The following is a 15,760-nucleotide window of genomic DNA, read 5'->3' as shown; positions in this document are numbered from 1 at the left end:
CACGCAGATCCGTCGTCGGGTGCGTCATTCGGTCACCCGATCGCTTTTCACGGTCAGGATGCGCGTTTCCTTGCGCGGTGCATCCGGCGGGATATCAAGCAGGCGCAGCGCGCCGGTCATCACATGGCCGAACACCGGCGCGGCGACTTCGCCGCCGTAGTAGGCACCCGCCGGTTCGTCCACCGTGATCACCATCACCAGGCGCGGCGAATGGATGGGCGCGAAGCCGGCGAACCAGGCGACGTATTTGTCCTCGGAATATCCGTCCGGCATGAGCTTGCGCACCGTGCCGGTCTTGCCGGCCACGCGATAATCCGCCACCTGTGCCGCCCGGCCGGTACCGGCATCGCTCACGGCCAGTTCCAGCATGGACTGGAGCTGGCGCGCGGTTTTGACGGACATGATGCGTTCGCCCTCCGGCACGGTTTCGACGTGTTGCAGCGTCAACGGCAGTGCCATGCCGTCGTTGGCGAGCGCGAGATAGGCACGCGCGAGCTGCAACGGCGTAACCGAGATGCCGTAGCCGAAGGAAATGCTCGCCTGATCGACCGGAACCCATTTCGAGTACGGATTGAGCAACCCCGCCACTTCACCCGGCAGCTGCACGCCGGTGGACTGTCCGAACCCGGCATGGCGCAGCATTTCCCACATGTTCTTCTTGTCGAGCGCCAGCGCGATCTTGGACATGCCGACATTGCTCGACTTCCCGATCACGCCCGCGACCGTCAGCACGCCGTAGTTGTGTACATCGCGGAACGTGCGGTCACCGACCCGCAACGTGCCCGGCGTGGTGTCGATCACGCTGCCGGGCGAATATTTCCCGCTTTCCAGCGCCACCGCGACGGTGAAGGGCTTGATCGTCGAGCCCGGCTCGAAGAGATCCGTCACGGCGCGATTGCGGAAAACACCGTTACGCAGGCCGGCGCGGTTATTGGGATTGAAGTCCGGCTCGTTGACCAGCGCCAGAACTTCGCCGGTGCTCGCATCCAGCACCACGGCGCTGCCGGCGCGCGCGCCATGCTCGATCACCGCGGCCTTGAGTTCACGATACGCGAGGTACTGGATGCGCCGGTCGATGGAAAGCACCAGGTCCCGGCCCGGCTTGGGCAATACCACGCTCTCGGCCACCTCGACCGCGTTCCCCTGCAGGTCGCGCAGCAGGCGCTTGGTGCCGGGCACGGCGCGCAAGGAGGCGTCATAGGCCAGCTCGACACCTTCCTGTCCCTGGTCATCGATATTGGTGAAACCGATCACGTGACCGGCCACGGAACCGAGCGGGTAATAACGGCGGTATTCGCGCTGCAATGCCACACCCGGGATCTTGAGCGCCATCACGCGTTCGGCCAGCGCCGGCGTGGCATGCCGCTTGAGGTACATGAATTCGCGGTCTTCGTGCTTGCGTACCAGCTGTGCGAACTCGCGCGGACTGATGTCGAGCAACGCCGCCAGCCGTGCCCACTTGCCCCGCTCGCCCGCCAGCGTGGGCGGATGCGCCCACACCGAATCCACCGGCGTGCTGACGGCGAGCGGCGAGCCGTGACGATCGAGGATCATGCCCCGGTGCGAGTTGTCCTTGACCAGGCGCGAGTGCCGCTGATTGCCCTGGCCCTGGAGAAAATCGGAATTGAACACCTGCAGGTACACGGCGCGCGCCGCCAGCAGCACGAGTCCGCTCAGGAAGAACAACAGCACGATGGCGTTGCGTACCGGGTAGCGGCTTTTGGCGTGGCGGCTCATGGCACAGAATCCGGCAGTACCCGCACGACGCGGATGTCCGCGGCCTCGGGCGTGTCCATGGCGAGGCGGTTGCGCGCCATGGTTTCGATGCGCCGATGCTGCGACCACGCGCCATCTTCGAGCAGCAATTTGCCCCACTCGGTGTTGAGCGCGTCCCGTTCCGCCTGCTGTGCCTGCAGTCGCGCGAACAGCTGGCGGCTTTCGTGACGCGTCTCCACCACCGCCATCGACACCACGATCACCGCGGCAAACAGGATCGCCAGGCGCCTAGACATGGAGCGATGCCTCCGTGAAAGCTGTGCGGTCGCCATCTCCGCGTCTCATGCCGCTCCCTCCGCAGTACGCTCGGCCACGCGCAGCACGGCACTGCGGGCGCGCGGGTTGCGCTGCGTTTCCACGACCCCGGCGCGGATCGCCTTGCCGATGACTTTGAGGCGCGCGCGGAACTGATCGTGGCGCACCGGCAGCCCGGGCGGCAGCTCCCGGCCCTTGGCCTCGACGCGCATAAAATGCTTCACCAGGCGGTCTTCGAGCGAATGAAAACTGATCACCGCCAGACGCCCGCCGGGGGCGAGCGCCGGCACCGTCTGCGGCAGCACTGCCGTCAATTCCTCGAGTTCGCGGTTGACGTGAAGCCGAATTGCCTGAAAGGTGCGCGTGGCCGGGTCTTTGCTTTTCTCGCGAACGGGCACGGCGCGCGCGACGATCTCGGCGAGACGACGTGTGGTTGCAATCGGTTCGATGGAACGTTCGCGCAGGATGGCGCGCGCGATACGCCTGGCAAAACGTTCCTCGCCATAGTCGCGCAGGACGCGCACGATCTCGTTTTCCTCCGCACGGTTGAGCCAGTCGGCGGCGGACTCTCCGCTGCCCGGGTCCATGCGCATGTCGAGCGGGCCTTCGGCGCGAAAACTGAAACCACGACCGGGATCGTCAAGCTGTGGCGAGGATACGCCGAGATCGAACAGAATACCGTTGATTTTTCCCGCGAGGCCCAGGCCTTCAATCATCCGGCCAATCGTCGAGAACGGAGCTTGCTGGATGCTGACGCGTGCGTCCGCGCCGAAACGCCGGCGCGCGTCCTCGCAGGCGCGCGGGTCCCGGTCGAACATCAGCAGCCGTCCCCGCTCGCCGATTTTTTCTAGAATTTTTTGCGCGTGCCCGCCTCGTCCGTAAGTGGCATCCACATATACTCCGTCATCCTTCACCTGTAGAGCCTGCAATGCCTCCTCCAGCAATACCGGAACATGGTGATGTTCATTCACGTTTTCCTGCTACAGCGAGAGCGACTCGAGATCCGGCGGCAGCTTGTCATCGCCCGTGCCTTCGTCCTTGAGCCATTCGCCGCGGCGCGTGTTCCACATGCCGTCGTCCCAGATTTCGAATTTGTTGCCCTGGCCGATCAGCACCACTTCCTTGTTGAGCCCGGAAAACTCGCGCAACGGCGGCGGCAGCAGAATGCGGCCGTTGCCATCCATTTCACATTCGGTGGCGTGACCCACGAGCATGCGCTGCAACTTGCGCGTCTGTTTGTTGAAACTCGACAGCTTCATGATCTTGCGCTCGATCTCCTCCCACTCCGGCTGCGGATACAGCAGCAGGCAGTGGTCGCTGTCGAGCGCGTTGACGGTGAGCACCATTTGACCGTTGCAGCTGCGCGCCAGCTGGTCGCGATAGCGCGTCGGGATCGCCATGCGTCCCTTGCTGTCGAGCGACAATGTGTTGACACCGCGAAACATTTTTCCCCGCTATTTCCCGCTCTCGTCCACAAAAAACCACATTTATCCACTTATTGACACTATAGATAGCGGGAATGAGAGGTGTCAAGACAAAATTGCCATTTCCCGGATATTTCTTCTTTTCAGGACAGTGAGTTAGTGACGGAAGGTGGAATTTTAGGGACGAAAGCACCGCGGCGCGCTTTTGCGACCCAAAGCGACTGCATTTGTTGCAGGAAGTTGAACCAAAAACTGGAGGAAAAACAAAAAATTAAACAACTAAGTTAATGTGAAAAAAGGAGTTGGCCGGTAAGCCGGGTTCTGTCGTGGACAGCCATTCATCTGGGACGCCTGTCGCCAGACGCCTCATGCGGCCTACCCGGGAACAGTGCGGGCAGCACTATCGTTCCCCTATTTGGCCTTACTCCGGGTGGGGCTTGCCCTGCCACGGGATGTTGCCACCCGCGCGGTGCGCTCTTACCGCACCATTTCACCCTTACCAGTCCTTGCGGACTTCGGCGGTATATTTTCTGTGGCGCTTTCCATCGGCTCACGCCGCCCAGGCGTTACCTGGCACCCTGCCCTGCGGAGCCCGGACTTTCCTCCACCCGGCCACGCGAACGTGGCTGGGCAGCGGCTGTCTGGCCAACTCCAGTCGCCATTATACCAGTCATGGTTGATTCATTTCCGAAAACCTCAGGCCTGCGCCGGCCCGAGATTGAATCCAATGGATATCCGGGGATGGCCGGATTCGTTGCGCGTAACTTCGTGTATTACATCCGGCGCGAAATACACGAATCTTCCTGCTTGCGGTTCAATTTCCGCGCGCTGCGCGTCCTGCATCAGCAACAGTCTCCCGGAACGTGGCGGGGCCTCGATGTAATAAACACCGGAAAGCAGTTCATCGCCTTCATCGTGAGTATGCGGATAAGTGATATCGCCGGGTTGCATGATGTTGAGCCACCATCCCAGGCGCAGATGCTGTTTCGGGCGGCTCAGGAGATGCGCCGCCTGCGCCGTCGCCAGATCCAGGATCACGCGCAGTTCCGGAACCGACTCGAGCTTCAGATAAATATTTTCATAGCGTCCGCCCAGATAATGGTGGCGACGCACGATTTCGTCCTGCGACAACAGCTTGATCCGCGCGAGCAGCGCGGCATTGAGCGCATCACAATCCCGGCACTCACCGATTCGATACAGCGATGAGCCTGCATTACTTTCCGGGTTTTTTACCGGCCCCAAAAAGATCACCCAGTTTATCTCGTGCCGATTCCGGCTTAGTGTTGGCGGTTTGTGTGCCGCCAAACAGATCATCAAGCCTCGCCTTGGCAGCTTGCGTTTTCTCCCCGCCGCGCGGACGGTGCGCCTCGGGGCGAGGCCTGAACCAGTCGCAGAAATTCGCGCCCTCCTTGTCACGCACTTCTTCAGCGCGTTCTTCGTCGCACTGACTCGTCAGACGCGGATTATGGAAATGGCACAGGCGACAACTATGCAGCCAGGCGCGGCACTTCGGACATTCCGCCTCGCGACTCAAAGGCATAGGTAATGCTGCCAGTGCAGCGCCGCATTTCCAGCAAACCAGGTCCGTCGCGAAGCGCATTTAGATTATAGATATGATCATCAACCACAGGGGGCACAGAGAACACAGAGGTAAAATAAAAAACAGATTGCGTTTCTCTGTGATCTCTGTGGTTAAAACTCATAATTATTTAAAGACAAGTTTGAGAAAAGATTGCAGCTCGGCCCATGACTCCTGATCAACCTTGGCGTTATAGGCAAGCGGCAGATTGAATTTGGCGCCATTGGTGTCCGCGTCAGGGTTGGTGAAGCTGTGCCTGGCACCCGGATAGTTCACGAACTTGTAATCGACCTTGGCACTTTCCATTTCCTTCTTGAAGCCGGCAATCTGCTCTGCCGGCACGAAAGGATCTTCCGCGCCGTTCATCACCAGCACCTTGGCCTTGACCTTGCCTGGCTTGGCCGGATGTTCGGTAGCCAGTCCGCCGTGAAAGCTCGCCACGCCGCGAAGGTTCTCGCCCTCGCGCGCCATCTGGAGCACGACACTGCCGCCGAAACAATAGCCGATCGCCGCCATGCGCTTGTCGTCAACCTGCGCCTGCTTGCGCAACAGCTTCATGCCGGCCTCGAAGCGCGATTTCATGAGCGGCAGATTCTTGCCCACCTCGCCGGAAAATTTTCCGGCCTGGTCAGGATGGTTCGCCTGCTTGCCATCGCCGTACATATCAAGCGCCAGTGCCACGTAACCTGCCTCCGCGAGCTTGCGGGCGCTGTTGCGCGCATGCTCGTTGTGTCCCCACCATTCATGCACCACCAGCACGCCCGGGCGCCTGGCCTTCACGGCGTCGTCATAAACCAGATAACCCCGGAGCGCCGTGTCGCCGGCCTTGTATTCGACCTCTTCTCCCTTGATCGCCGCCTGTACCGGGGCCAGTCCGACCAAACCCATCAGAACAGCTGATATCAATCTCCGCATGATTCGTCTCCTTGTCCTGGCTGTTGTTCCGTAAGCCCTCGAGCACATTTCGCAGAATCGGCCCAAAGGCTAGACTCAGCCTAATGCCGCGCGGGCTTGCCCGTCAAACGCCGGAATCGGCGTACGGGCGACGCCAGGCCAGCGTATTAATCAATCATCGGACCGGTCGATAACATTTACCTTACCCGCATGCCCCTTGAGCAAGTCATTGCCGGCCAGTTTCTTCCGGACGCAAAAATAAGCGCCATCCGCCCGCATGGTCACGGGCTGATCAACGATACCTTTATCGTGACCGTCGATCGCAACCGCCAGTTCATTCTGCAGCGGATCAACCGTCACGTCTTCCCGCATCCCGAGCGCATCATGGAAAACCTGCGCGTACTGAGCGGACACATTCGTCAGCGCGCCACCACCGGCAATGCCAGCACGCGCACGCTGCGGCTACCCGGGATACTGCCGGCCCGCGACGACAGGGATTTTGCCATCGACGCCGAGGGTGGGTTCTGGCGCGCGCAGGAGTTCATCGAACATACGCGCACGCTCGATACCATCCGTGATATCGACCAGGCCGGGGAAGTCGGTTCCGCGCTCGGCCGTTTCCATGACCTGATCCACGATCTCGATCCCGCGCGGCTGCACCGGACCCTGCCCGGCTTTCACGATGCGCCGGGTTATTTTGCGAATTTTCTGCGCGCCTCGGCCCGGCCGCGCGTCACCGCCGCAAGCGGCGAGCTGGTGCGCGCCCTGTCGTTTGTGGAAACGCGTTGGAGTCTGACGCGCGCTCTGGAACAGGCCCAGCGCGAAGGAAAACTGGTAACGCGGCCCATCCACGGCGACACCAAGCTCAATAATTTTCTTTTCGATACCCGCACCGGCAAGGTGGTCAGCCTGATCGATCTCGATACCGTGCAACCGGGACTGATTCATTATGACATCGGCGACTGCCTGCGCTCCTGCGCCAACCCCGCCGGCGAATCACCGCAGAATCTTGACGCGGTACGCTTCGATCTGGATATCGCCCGCGCGTTGCTGAAAAATTACCTGTCCGAAACCCGGCACTTTCTCACACGGCATGACTGTGAATACTTGTATGAAGCGATCCGCCTCGTTCCTTTCGAGCTGGGTCTGCGCTTTCTCACCGATCATCTCGAAGGCGATCACTATTTCAAGACCGACCGGCCCGGCCAGAACCTGCACCGCGCCCTGGTCCAGTTCCGGCTGACGGCCGGCATCGAGGCCGGCGAGCGGGATCTGAAAGGCCTGATCGCCGGACTGACCTCCAAGTAGCAGCATTTTAGCGGCAATCACGCGGCCCCCACTTTCAGGTTGATCTGAACCGCAACTAGGGGGCAAAATGCGCCCCTTCGCGGCCGGGCCAGCCAGGGCCGCCGCCGGATTCCGGTTTCATCATTGGCTCAAATCAAGAGAGGAAAAATCCATGAAGTTGATTCTGTTGGGCGCCCCGGGCGCGGGCAAGGGCACGGTCGCGAAACAGCTGACACAGCTGGACGGCTCGGTGCAGATTTCCACCGGTGACATCCTGCGTGGCGCGGTGCAGGCCGGCTCCGATCTCGGCAAGCAGGCCAAGGCCTACATGGACCGCGGCGACCTGGTGCCGGATGAACTGATCATGGGCATCATGGAAAAACGCCTGCAGGATCCCGATTGCAAAAAGGGCTTTCTGCTGGACGGCTTTCCGCGCACTATTCCCCAGGCCGAGGACCTGAAAAAACTGCTGGTGAAACTCGGCATCAAGCTCGACATGGCGGTCAACATCGACGTACCGCGCAACGTCATCCTCGACCGCCTCACCACCCGCCGCACCTGCTCGAATACCAAGTGCCAGGCGATCTACAACGTCAAAAGCATGCCGCCCAAGAAGGAAGGCATCTGTGACAAGTGCGGCAGCCCCGTGGTGCAGCGCGAGGACGAGACCGAGGCCGCCATCAGCCACCGGCTCGATACCTATAATAAGAAAACCGCCCCGCTCATCGGTTTCTACGACAAGGAAGGCATGCTGCTGACGGTCAGCGCCACCTCGAGCGAGGCCGTGATCGACGCGATCAAAAAGAAACTCCGCGCCTGATCTAAGTAATCCGAAAAGGCCGGTATGCACCTGCCGCTCTGGCGGGATGCGTACCGGCCTTTTTCTTTGTTCGTTGCCGAACCGGGTCAACCCCGAGCGAGACTTTGGCATTTTTTCTCATGGGCCGCGCCCTCTGCCGCCGGGGCATGGGTGACCAAGGCGAGCTGCGCCGTCAAGCCCCGGCAGAACCCTCGAAAACCCCCGGATTTTGCCTATAAACCGGGTTCTATAGCCGATTTATCCACTGGGAACCCCGGGTCTGCAAAAGCCGGCGGCGGCACCAATATTGCATATATCCCCAAGGGAAAGCCGTTAATACTGCCGGAGTGGCAACTATTCACCCGTCAGACCGGCATGCCCGAAGTCTGACTGACTATTATTGGTATATGGACCGGTTCATTAATTTAAGAGGTTTACCTGTCATGCGACAAATCGTTGCGATAACTCTGTTTTATTTCGCCGCCACACTGGGCGTGAGCGCGGCCGACAACAACGATGTCCAGCAGGGCATCTTCGATTCCTATCTCAAGCTCGCCAACGAGGGCGACGTAGTGGCGCAATACGTGGTGGCGCAGCGCTACGAAACCGGCAAGGGTACCGGGAAGGATATGGAAAAAGCCTACTACTGGTACGAAATGGCGGCCAAACAGAACTACCCGCTGGCGCTGGTGAAGCTCGAGGCGCGCGACAAGGCGGCGGCGAAGGTGGAACCGCCGGCAGCCGCGGCGGTGTCCGCCCCGGCGCCAACCCCGCCCCCGGTGGCGGTGAAAAAGGAGCCGGCAAAAAAACCGCCGGCACCTGTCCCCAGCCAACCCAAACCGAAACCGGCCAAGGCGCCGGAAGTAACGGCCGTTGCCGTGACGGCTGATGTCAGCCCTCCCAAGCCGGCGAAACCCGCCGCGCGCAAGGAAGAACCGAAACAGGAAGCCCGGGCCCCGGTGCCGGAGATCGTCGTGGCCAAGGCGGCGCCCGTTGTGGAAGCACCGAAGCCCGATATCAACGTGACACAGGCGCTGCTCGCCGGAAAATGGAAACGCAACCAGGAAGAGGCGGAATACCTGCCCTCCGCGAACGTCGCCTGCCTCCAGAGCAGCAACACCGAGATCACCTGCTTTTCCGGGGAACTGACACGCAACGTCGACAATGCCGGGCTGACCTACAACGTCAAATCCGTCATCTCCGGCTTCAACAACAAAGAAGCGAAGTTCAACCTGCGCTATGTCTACAACGTGGTGCATGTTGCCGGCAAGCCGCATGCCGCGCCGAATGGCATGTCCAGCGAGATAAATGACATGGCCGTGAAAACCGGCTGGCAGGAACCGGGGGTTGCGATGGAATGCCGCCTGCGCGACGAACATTCCCTCAGCTGCACCCGGAACGACCGCAGAATGACTTATCAATTCGTGCGCGAATAGATCAGGAACATCCGTCACGCAGATGAGCAAAAGGAACACGGGTGACTTATGAGCAGAACACTTAAAGCAGTAATGGCCCTGGCGACAGCGATCTTTCTTGCTGCGCCAGCCCTCAGCCAGGCCGCGAACAGCAATGAACAGGACGCCGAGGTCCGGTTCGGCATCCAGTTGACCGCGGCATTGAACAACGACCGCGAAGCTCAATTCCTGGTCGCGCAAATGTACGAACAAGGCGTGGGCACGCCCCAGAATCTGCGCATGGCCCATCTGTGGTACACCAAGTCCGCCAAACAGGGCTATGCGCCGGCGGTCGAAAAACTCGACAACTGGGAGAAGGCCAGACAGGAGTCAGACAGCCTCGCACAGGAGCGCGCCGCCGAAGAACAGAAACGCCGTCAGGCTGAGGCAACTGCTGCTGCCGCGGCCAAGGCCGCGCGCGAAGAGGCCGCCGCCAAGGCCGCGCGTGAACGCGCCGCCGCCGAAGAACAGAAACGCCGTCAGGCTGAGGCAACTGCTGCTGCCGCGGCCAAGGCCGCGCGCGAAGAGGCCGCCGCCAAGGCCGCGCGTGAACGCGCCGCTGCCGAAGAACAGAAACGCCGTCAGGCTGAAGCCGCCGCGGCCGCGGCGGCCGCTGCCACGGCCAAAGCGGCGAGCGAGGAGGCTGCCAAAACTACCAAGGCAAGCGTGTCTCCGCCGCCAGCGAAAGATGTTCAGTCCGGACAGCCCAGGGACAAATCGAAGGAAACGACCGCGAAAAGCGCCGAGAAGGGCTCGGAAGAATTCCGCGCCAATCCGTGCAATACGCCCACAGCCAAATTCACCTCTGTCTGCCAGTAACCTGATGCCGGGGTTGGCGGCCGTCTTCACTCACAGGTCGAGAGAAATCTCGCGGATGGGCCTTTGCAGGGATTGGTGGTAAAGGCAGCCGCCGCTTTGGCGTCGCCGAGTTCGGGAACCACTTCAATATTCGCATTCTGAGACGCCGCTCCGCTGCCGGTCGCCCGGGTCGCCGGCGTATCATCCACCTTCACTTTCAGCGCGGGCGCTGCGGGTTCGGCGACTTTCGCCTCTGCCGCCACTTCCGCTTCGTGTGCCTGCAGAATCGCCATTTCCGCGGCTTTGGTCAGTTGCTTCGCCCGTTCGCGCTCGCGCGCCAGCGCCGCCTCGTGCTCCTGCGCCAGGACGCGTTCGCGCGCCAGCGCGGCATTCCGCAGAGATTCGCGTTCGCGCGTCGCAGCCTCGGCAACGGCCACAGCCGCGTCGCGTTCACGCTGGATCTGCCTCAGCCTCGCTTCTTCGGCGGCATCCTTGCCGGGAACGGCAGAAATGCCGACCGCCAGCTGCGTCAGCGAGGCATCCGGCACAGACCGGGATGCCGGGGATGATGTGCTCACCGGTGTCGCGTCCACCGGCTTCGGTTCAGGATTCCGGCGTATCGATGTCACGTGCGCGGGCGAGGTCTGCGCGGGAGCGGCCGTCGTCAGGTGCGTCCAATCAAGGAAACGCCAACCAAGCACGGTGGCGGAAATCAGAAAGACGAATACGCCTGCAGCGATGTAACGCCAAGTCCTGGTGCGCTTGCCGGCATCGGCACGGCGCGCCGGCTCGGGCGCGGGCACTGACAGGGCGGTTGACGGTTCGTTTGCCTTGCGCCGGTCTGCCACGGGCGGTGCGTCGAGCACCGTGGCCGGTGCCGGGTTGATCTCCGCCGTATCGGACACCGCGGTCTCCGGCGGCGGCGCCATATCCGGGTTCGTCCCGGGCGCGCCAGGTTCCAGCATCGCACCGGGATTTTTATCCTCTCTGGCCGGAGCGCTCCTGACAGCATGCACACGCGTCTTTTTCGCATCCGTTGCCGGTCGTGAGACGCTTGCTTTTTCTTCCATCGTCAGCACTCGGCCGGCTTCGCCGACAAGCCGAGGCGCACCATGCGTCACCACGGCCTCAGATATGTTTACTGCCATGGACGCCGGCGCCTGCTTCAACGTCAGGTGTTGCCGCGTCCGCGCTTCCGGGACCGCGGCAAACACCGGCAAGGCACCATGCTGTTCGCGCTCGCTGACGACCTGTTCGACAAGTTCTCCGGTGACGACCGCCGCCTGTCCGCCATACGCATAGACCAGCGCCAGATCGCACAGGAGATTGATCAGCCGCGGGATGCCGCCGCTGTGGACGAACACTCCCTCGCAGGCATCGTCGGTGAACAATTCGTGCTCACCGCCTGCGACCCGCAGGCGATGGCGGATGTAGCCACGCGTCTCCTCGCTGCTCAGGCCATCCAGGTGGTAATCCACCGCCACCCGCTGTGCGAATTGTTCCAGCTCCGGATGCCGCAACAGCTCGCGCAACGGCGGCTGGCCGACCAGGATCACCTGCAACAGCAGGTCCTTCTCGGAATTGATGTTGGACAGCATGCGCAGCTCTTCCAGCGCCGCGGCCGACATGTTCTGCGCCTCGTCGATGATCAGCATGGTGCGCCGGTTCTTCGCATACTGTCCGATCAGGTAATCGGTAAAGATTTGGTGCTGCCGGGCGCGGTTGTCGCCGCCATCGTCGAGACTGAAAGCATGCAGGATCCAGCGCTGCAACTCGCCGAAGGAATGGTGGGTATTGGTGATCAGACCGATCGAGACATCGTCACCGATCTGGTTCAGCAGCCGGCGCAACAGGGTGGTCTTGCCCGTGCCGGCCTTGCCGGTGATGACGCAGAAGCCGGCCTGGTTTTCCAGGCTGTACTCCAGCAGCGTAATGGCCATTTCGTGCTGACGGCTCAGATAGAGAAAGGCCGGATCGGGCAGCAGGGAAAACGGCTTTTCCTTCAACCCGTAGAAGGATTCATACATGGTCGGCTTGGCTCCTCACCCTCATTGTGCGGCGACCTTGGCGGCGCCTCTGCGTGCGCCTTCGGTGTCCGCCGGTTCCGGATCGGCATCATCCGGTTATGTCATGTTTTTATTCATTCTGCGGGACTGGCCGTGCCGAATCAATCGCCGGACCCGGGACGACGATTCAAGCCGTTAATTCTAAACAAATTTTTTCTGTAATCCGAATCCCTCGTGCTTTGATATGCCAGGCAAAACAGCGGCGATGCTGGCGGGAAGACCAAAATAAAAAACCCGGCATAGCCGGGTTTTTTATTTTGTGATTCAAGGATATTCAGATCAGGGAATGATAAGCAGCACCTTGACGCTGCTGTCGACGAACTTTCCGTCCACATAACCGATCGCGTCGGGGTTGCCCGCGACCCAGCTTTTTACCGCGGCATCGTCGCCGAACTCCCGCGGGGGGTTGGCCTTGCCGGTGAACATCAGCTTCGACCAGTACACCTTGAGTGTAGAGTCATCCTTCTTGATCACCGCGCTGTAGAACTTCTTGCGCACCGGGCTGCTGGCGGCCTGATCCACCGGGATGGCGCGCTTGCCGTTGGAGAATACACCGGCCTTGGCAAGGTAGATGTCCGCCGCCTCGTCGGCCGATATGCCCGACAGATTGTTGCTCGGATGCACGATGATCGCCAGCGCCGCGTGGGCCGGTACCGACCCCGCCCAGAGCACCAGCAGGAGCAGTGCCGCCCAAACCTGTTTTAGTGTTTTCATTTAGATCTCTCCTAGAACACGACGTCCAGCGAAATGCCGTAGATCATCACGTCATTGCCCGGATCCTTGGGCGCCGCGCTCGGCGCGGCGATCAGCAGGCCGCGCGTCCCGTCCTTCGGAGTCACCTTCTGCACCTCGAACTTGAGGGCGGCGCCGCTGCCCACCTCGTGGCGCAATCCCAGCGTCTTGGATTTCTGGTCGAGCGGAATACCCGAGGTCGCGCCTACCGGATTATCGTTATCCTTGATCTGTGCGGCAGTGAAATGCGGTAGCCACTTGCCGATACGGTAACCCAGCGTGGTATACGAGCCTTTCTGGTTGGGGAAGGCCGAATTCGCCAACCCTTTAATGTCGCGTTCGAAATACTCCGAATAAAGCACGACATTGTGCCAATCCATGCTCAGGCCCGCGCTGGAAAATTTGACGTCGTCCTGGAACACATTGAAGCCGGGGACATTGACCTTGGTTTTCAACGTACCGACACGAACGGTGAATATGTCGGAGCTGAGACTTACGTTAATACCGCGCAGGGCATCGGCCGTGAAGTCGGTGTATAACAGCGTGCCCGGCAAGCATGTGTAAAAGCTGGCAGTTTGGGCATTGTAACAAAGACTATACGCGGGGTTGGTTACAGCTTCCTGCGGCACCAGTGCCTGGGCGCCGCGGCTCACGCCGAAATACGGCTGCACCAGCAGCGACAGGTCGCCGAAGCGGAAGCGCGCCAGCAGGTCCACGCCGTTCAGGGTAGTGATGGGATTGGAGCTGTACACCTCCTGCGGCGGGCGGATCCACGGATAGGCGTAACCGACCTCGTAATAGTCCGAGATCAGGAAGGTCGGGAATTTGATTTTACCGGCGCGGACACTGAACTGTTCGCTCAATCGATAGTTGATGAACGCCCAATCGGCCTCGACGTTGGAGTTCTCCGAGCGCGCCTTGGCCAGCAACTGTCCGGTGATGGAGATGTCCTCGTTCACCTTGGCCGATATCTGCAAGCCCAGGCGCGAATCGGCGGTGAAGCCGGGCGTGTTTTCAATCGTTGCATCCTGCGACACAGCCTCGGTAGTGGACAGCAGCTGCTTGTCGCCATAGGTCGTACCCACGGTCAGGAAGCCGCTGACGGAAACGCCCTCAAGTCCGCCGGCCGCCGCGGCGGGCAGGGCCTGCCAGGCCAGACTGAAACACAATAACCCCAGTATTTTTTTGCGCATAAATGTCGTCCGTAGTGGAATTTGAGAAATCGTTAAATGACACTTCTTATATAGTTGGTTTGACGGGATTTTCCATAAATCGGGGTCACGCATGACGTCGCTGTCCCGGGAGGAGTTGATGGGCCTAAAAGCCCGGATTACGGCGGTTATGCTGGCTTTTTCGGCCTGCGTCGAGCCAAACCACGGTCGCCCCTGGCGGGACTTTTGTCAGAGCAAGGGCCGCAAATGCGGCCAGACATTTTCCAGCAGGCGCGGCTGGGCCAAGACATTGGCGTGAATCCGGTCCGGCTGCATGAGATCGTCGCGGGTGGCGACACCGTCGAGCAGGGACGGCACCAGGGCCACGCCCTGCCCGGCGGCGACTTCGCGGAAGATGGATTGGAACCTTTCGGTGTAGCTTTTGCCATAGTTGGGCGGTAGCTGTATCCCGACCAGCAATACCCGTGCGCGGCGGGCCTTGGCCTTGGCGACCATGGCATTGATATTATGTTTCATCTGCTCCAGCGAAAGTCCGCGCAATCCGTCATTGCCGCCAAGCTCGATGATGACCACCGCAGGCTTGTGTTCCGCGAGCAGCCGGGGCAAGCGCGTCAGGCCGTTCGCCGTGGTGTCGCCACTGATGCTGGCATTGACGACCCGGTAACCGGGTTTCTCCTGCTTCAGGCGCTGGCCGAGCAGCGCCACCCAGCCGGACGGCACTTCCATGCCATAGGCCGCGCTCAGACTGTCGCCAACCACGAGCAAGGTGCGCGCCGCGGCGGGCACGGGAAATAATCCGACCAACAACAGTACGACTAATAAGATACGACGCATGTCTGAACACCTGAATGGAACGATTGTCTCCGCCACCGAACTTTCAAAACGGGTCGGCACCGCCGAGGGCTTCCTCGACATCTTGTCGGGTGTGAATCTCGAGATCAAGGCCGGCGAGCGCGTGGCGATCATCGGTGTGTCCGGCTCCGGCAAATCCACCCTGCTCGGGCTGCTGGCCGGGCTCGATTCCCCCACCGCCGGCGAGGTGACGCTCGCCGGCGAACGCCTTGACCGGCTCGACGAGGACGGCCGCGCGCGTGTGCGCGCCGGGCGCGTCGGATTCGTGTTCCAGAATTTCCAGCTGCTCCCCGGCCTGACCGCGCTGGAAAACGTCATGCTGCCGCTCGAACTCGCCGGCATCGCCGATGCGGGAAACAGCGCGCGCGGGCTGCTCACGCGCGTCGGCCTCGGTGAAAGACTGTCACACTACCCGCGCCAGCTTTCTGGCGGCGAGCAGCAGCGCGTGGCGATGGCGCGCGCGTTTGCCGTGAATCCCGCGATCCTGTTCGCCGACGAACCCACCGGCAATCTCGACAGCGCCACCGGCGCGCGCGTCATCGACCTGCTGTTCGATCTCAACCGCGAGCACCGCACCACGCTGGTGCTGGTGACACACGACGAGAACCTCGCCGCGCGCTGCGAACGCCACATCCATCTCGATGCCGGACGCATCGTGAAGGACCATTGACG

At 61.3% G+C, this 15,760-nt stretch carries 16 protein-coding genes and 1 other RNA gene; 5 read left to right on the top strand and 12 right to left on the bottom strand.

What is annotated here, in order from left to right; translation table 11 throughout:
* Positions 1-24 precede the first annotated feature (24 nt).
* The 8 genes from SCL_RS02670 to SCL_RS02635 form a co-directional block, all read right to left on the bottom strand.
* On the bottom strand, positions 25-1,737 hold the full coding sequence (locus tag SCL_RS02670) for a peptidoglycan D,D-transpeptidase FtsI family protein (RefSeq protein WP_096359750.1): 1,713 nt from the start codon (positions 1,735-1,737) through the stop codon (positions 25-27).
* A complete protein-coding gene (ftsL, locus tag SCL_RS02665; protein ID WP_096359748.1) occupies positions 1,734-2,012 on the bottom strand; it encodes a cell division protein FtsL in 279 nt (92 codons plus the stop codon). Before ftsL ends, SCL_RS02670 begins: the two co-directional genes overlap by 4 nt.
* A gap of 45 nt (positions 2,013-2,057) precedes the next feature.
* Positions 2,058-3,002 (bottom strand): 16S rRNA (cytosine(1402)-N(4))-methyltransferase RsmH, encoded by a 945-nt coding sequence (rsmH, locus tag SCL_RS02660; RefSeq protein ID WP_096359746.1) that lies wholly within the window; start codon positions 3,000-3,002, stop codon positions 2,058-2,060.
* A gap of 9 nt (positions 3,003-3,011) precedes the next feature.
* Positions 3,012-3,476: a division/cell wall cluster transcriptional repressor MraZ gene (gene mraZ, locus SCL_RS02655; RefSeq protein ID WP_096359745.1), complete on the bottom strand. Its 465-nt coding sequence runs from the start codon at positions 3,474-3,476 to the stop codon at positions 3,012-3,014.
* Positions 3,477-3,749: 273 nt separating this feature from the next.
* An RNA gene (gene rnpB / locus SCL_RS02650) (RNase P RNA component class A) lies at positions 3,750-4,108 on the bottom strand.
* Between the two features lie 43 nt (positions 4,109-4,151).
* A complete protein-coding gene (locus SCL_RS02645; RefSeq protein WP_148664956.1) occupies positions 4,152-4,697 on the bottom strand; it encodes a 2OG-Fe(II) oxygenase in 546 nt (181 codons plus the stop codon).
* Entirely contained in the window at positions 4,669-5,055 is a 387-nt protein-coding gene (locus SCL_RS13940) for a hypothetical protein (RefSeq protein WP_148664955.1), read from the bottom strand. Before SCL_RS13940 ends, SCL_RS02645 begins: the two co-directional genes overlap by 29 nt.
* Positions 5,056-5,160: 105 nt before the next feature.
* Positions 5,161-5,949, bottom strand: coding sequence for a dienelactone hydrolase family protein (locus tag SCL_RS02635; RefSeq protein WP_096359742.1), 789 nt, complete (start codon positions 5,947-5,949; stop codon positions 5,161-5,163).
* Between the two features lie 189 nt (positions 5,950-6,138).
* Between SCL_RS02635 and SCL_RS02630 the strand changes: the two genes are divergently transcribed.
* The 4 genes from SCL_RS02630 (at position 6,139) to SCL_RS02615 (ending at position 10,287) form a co-directional block, all read left to right on the top strand.
* On the top strand, positions 6,139-7,236 hold the full coding sequence (locus SCL_RS02630) for a phosphotransferase enzyme family protein (protein WP_096359741.1): 1,098 nt from the start codon (positions 6,139-6,141) through the stop codon (positions 7,234-7,236).
* A 151-nt stretch (positions 7,237-7,387) separates the two neighbouring features.
* Positions 7,388-8,035 carry an adenylate kinase gene (locus SCL_RS02625; protein ID WP_096359740.1) on the top strand — a complete coding sequence of 216 codons (648 nt, stop codon included), beginning with the start codon at positions 7,388-7,390 and terminating at the stop codon, positions 8,033-8,035.
* Between the two features lie 422 nt (positions 8,036-8,457).
* Positions 8,458-9,450 carry a tetratricopeptide repeat protein gene (locus SCL_RS14515; protein WP_172425893.1) on the top strand — a complete coding sequence of 331 codons (993 nt, stop codon included), beginning with the start codon at positions 8,458-8,460 and terminating at the stop codon, positions 9,448-9,450.
* Positions 9,451-9,498: 48 nt separating this feature from the next.
* Positions 9,499-10,287: an SEL1-like repeat protein gene (locus tag SCL_RS02615; RefSeq protein WP_096359738.1), complete on the top strand. Its 789-nt coding sequence runs from the start codon at positions 9,499-9,501 to the stop codon at positions 10,285-10,287.
* Positions 10,288-10,313: 26 nt separating this feature from the next.
* On the opposite strand, the gene SCL_RS02610 is transcribed toward SCL_RS02615, so the two are convergent.
* The 4 genes from SCL_RS02610 to SCL_RS02595 all read right to left on the bottom strand — a co-directional run bounded on the left by SCL_RS02610 (position 10,314) and on the right by SCL_RS02595 (position 15,070).
* Entirely contained in the window at positions 10,314-12,293 is a 1,980-nt protein-coding gene (locus SCL_RS02610; protein ID WP_096359737.1) for an AAA family ATPase, read from the bottom strand.
* Between the two features lie 318 nt (positions 12,294-12,611).
* Complete coding sequence (locus SCL_RS02605; RefSeq protein ID WP_096359736.1) at positions 12,612-13,046, bottom strand: type 2 periplasmic-binding domain-containing protein; 435 nt, start codon at positions 13,044-13,046, stop codon at positions 12,612-12,614.
* Between the two features lie 11 nt (positions 13,047-13,057).
* Positions 13,058-14,257 carry a hypothetical protein gene (locus tag SCL_RS02600; RefSeq protein WP_096359734.1) on the bottom strand — a complete coding sequence of 400 codons (1,200 nt, stop codon included), beginning with the start codon at positions 14,255-14,257 and terminating at the stop codon, positions 13,058-13,060.
* A 207-nt stretch (positions 14,258-14,464) separates the two neighbouring features.
* Positions 14,465-15,070, bottom strand: a complete 606-nt coding sequence (locus SCL_RS02595; protein WP_096359732.1) for an arylesterase — start codon at positions 15,068-15,070, stop codon at positions 14,465-14,467.
* On the opposite strand from SCL_RS02595, the gene SCL_RS02590 reads away from it, so the two are divergent.
* Positions 15,069-15,758: an ABC transporter ATP-binding protein gene (locus SCL_RS02590; protein WP_172425892.1), complete on the top strand. Its 690-nt coding sequence runs from the start codon at positions 15,069-15,071 to the stop codon at positions 15,756-15,758. The two genes, SCL_RS02595 and SCL_RS02590, sit on opposite strands and share 2 nt — an antisense overlap.
* Positions 15,759-15,760: the final 2 nt, after the last annotated feature.

The sequence above is a fragment of the Sulfuricaulis limicola genome, from assembly GCF_002355735.1.
GTDB classification, from domain to species: domain Bacteria; phylum Pseudomonadota; class Gammaproteobacteria; order Acidiferrobacterales; family Sulfurifustaceae; genus Sulfuricaulis; species Sulfuricaulis limicola.
The sequence above is the reverse complement of the archived record's forward strand: the minus strand, read 5'-3'. Positions and strand labels throughout refer to the sequence as shown.

Excerpts from the sequence above, each read along its gene's own strand:
- SCL_RS02590 (WP_172425892.1), top strand. The coding sequence starts at position 15,069 with ATGTCTGAACACCTGAATGGAACGATTGTCTCCGCCACCGAACTTTCA.
- SCL_RS13940 (WP_148664955.1), bottom strand. The coding sequence starts at position 5,055 with ATGCGCTTCGCGACGGACCTGGTTTGCTGGAAATGCGGCGCTGCACTG.
- SCL_RS02595 (WP_096359732.1), bottom strand. The coding sequence starts at position 15,070 with ATGCGTCGTATCTTATTAGTCGTACTGTTGTTGGTCGGATTATTTCCC.
- SCL_RS02635 (WP_096359742.1), bottom strand. The coding sequence starts at position 5,949 with ATGCGGAGATTGATATCAGCTGTTCTGATGGGTTTGGTCGGACTGGCC.
- SCL_RS02605 (WP_096359736.1), bottom strand. The coding sequence starts at position 13,046 with ATGAAAACACTAAAACAGGTTTGGGCGGCACTGCTCCTGCTGGTGCTC.
- ftsL (WP_096359748.1), bottom strand. The coding sequence starts at position 2,012 with ATGTCTAGGCGCCTGGCGATCCTGTTTGCCGCGGTGATCGTGGTGTCG.
- SCL_RS02610 (WP_096359737.1), bottom strand. The coding sequence starts at position 12,293 with ATGTATGAATCCTTCTACGGGTTGAAGGAAAAGCCGTTTTCCCTGCTG.
- SCL_RS02630 (WP_096359741.1), top strand. The coding sequence starts at position 6,139 with ATGCCCCTTGAGCAAGTCATTGCCGGCCAGTTTCTTCCGGACGCAAAA.
- SCL_RS02615 (WP_096359738.1), top strand. The coding sequence starts at position 9,499 with ATGAGCAGAACACTTAAAGCAGTAATGGCCCTGGCGACAGCGATCTTT.
- SCL_RS14515 (WP_172425893.1), top strand. The coding sequence starts at position 8,458 with ATGCGACAAATCGTTGCGATAACTCTGTTTTATTTCGCCGCCACACTG.
- mraZ (WP_096359745.1), bottom strand. The coding sequence starts at position 3,476 with ATGTTTCGCGGTGTCAACACATTGTCGCTCGACAGCAAGGGACGCATG.
- SCL_RS02600 (WP_096359734.1), bottom strand. The coding sequence starts at position 14,257 with ATGCGCAAAAAAATACTGGGGTTATTGTGTTTCAGTCTGGCCTGGCAG.
- SCL_RS02625 (WP_096359740.1), top strand. The coding sequence starts at position 7,388 with ATGAAGTTGATTCTGTTGGGCGCCCCGGGCGCGGGCAAGGGCACGGTC.
- SCL_RS02670 (WP_096359750.1), bottom strand. The coding sequence starts at position 1,737 with ATGAGCCGCCACGCCAAAAGCCGCTACCCGGTACGCAACGCCATCGTG.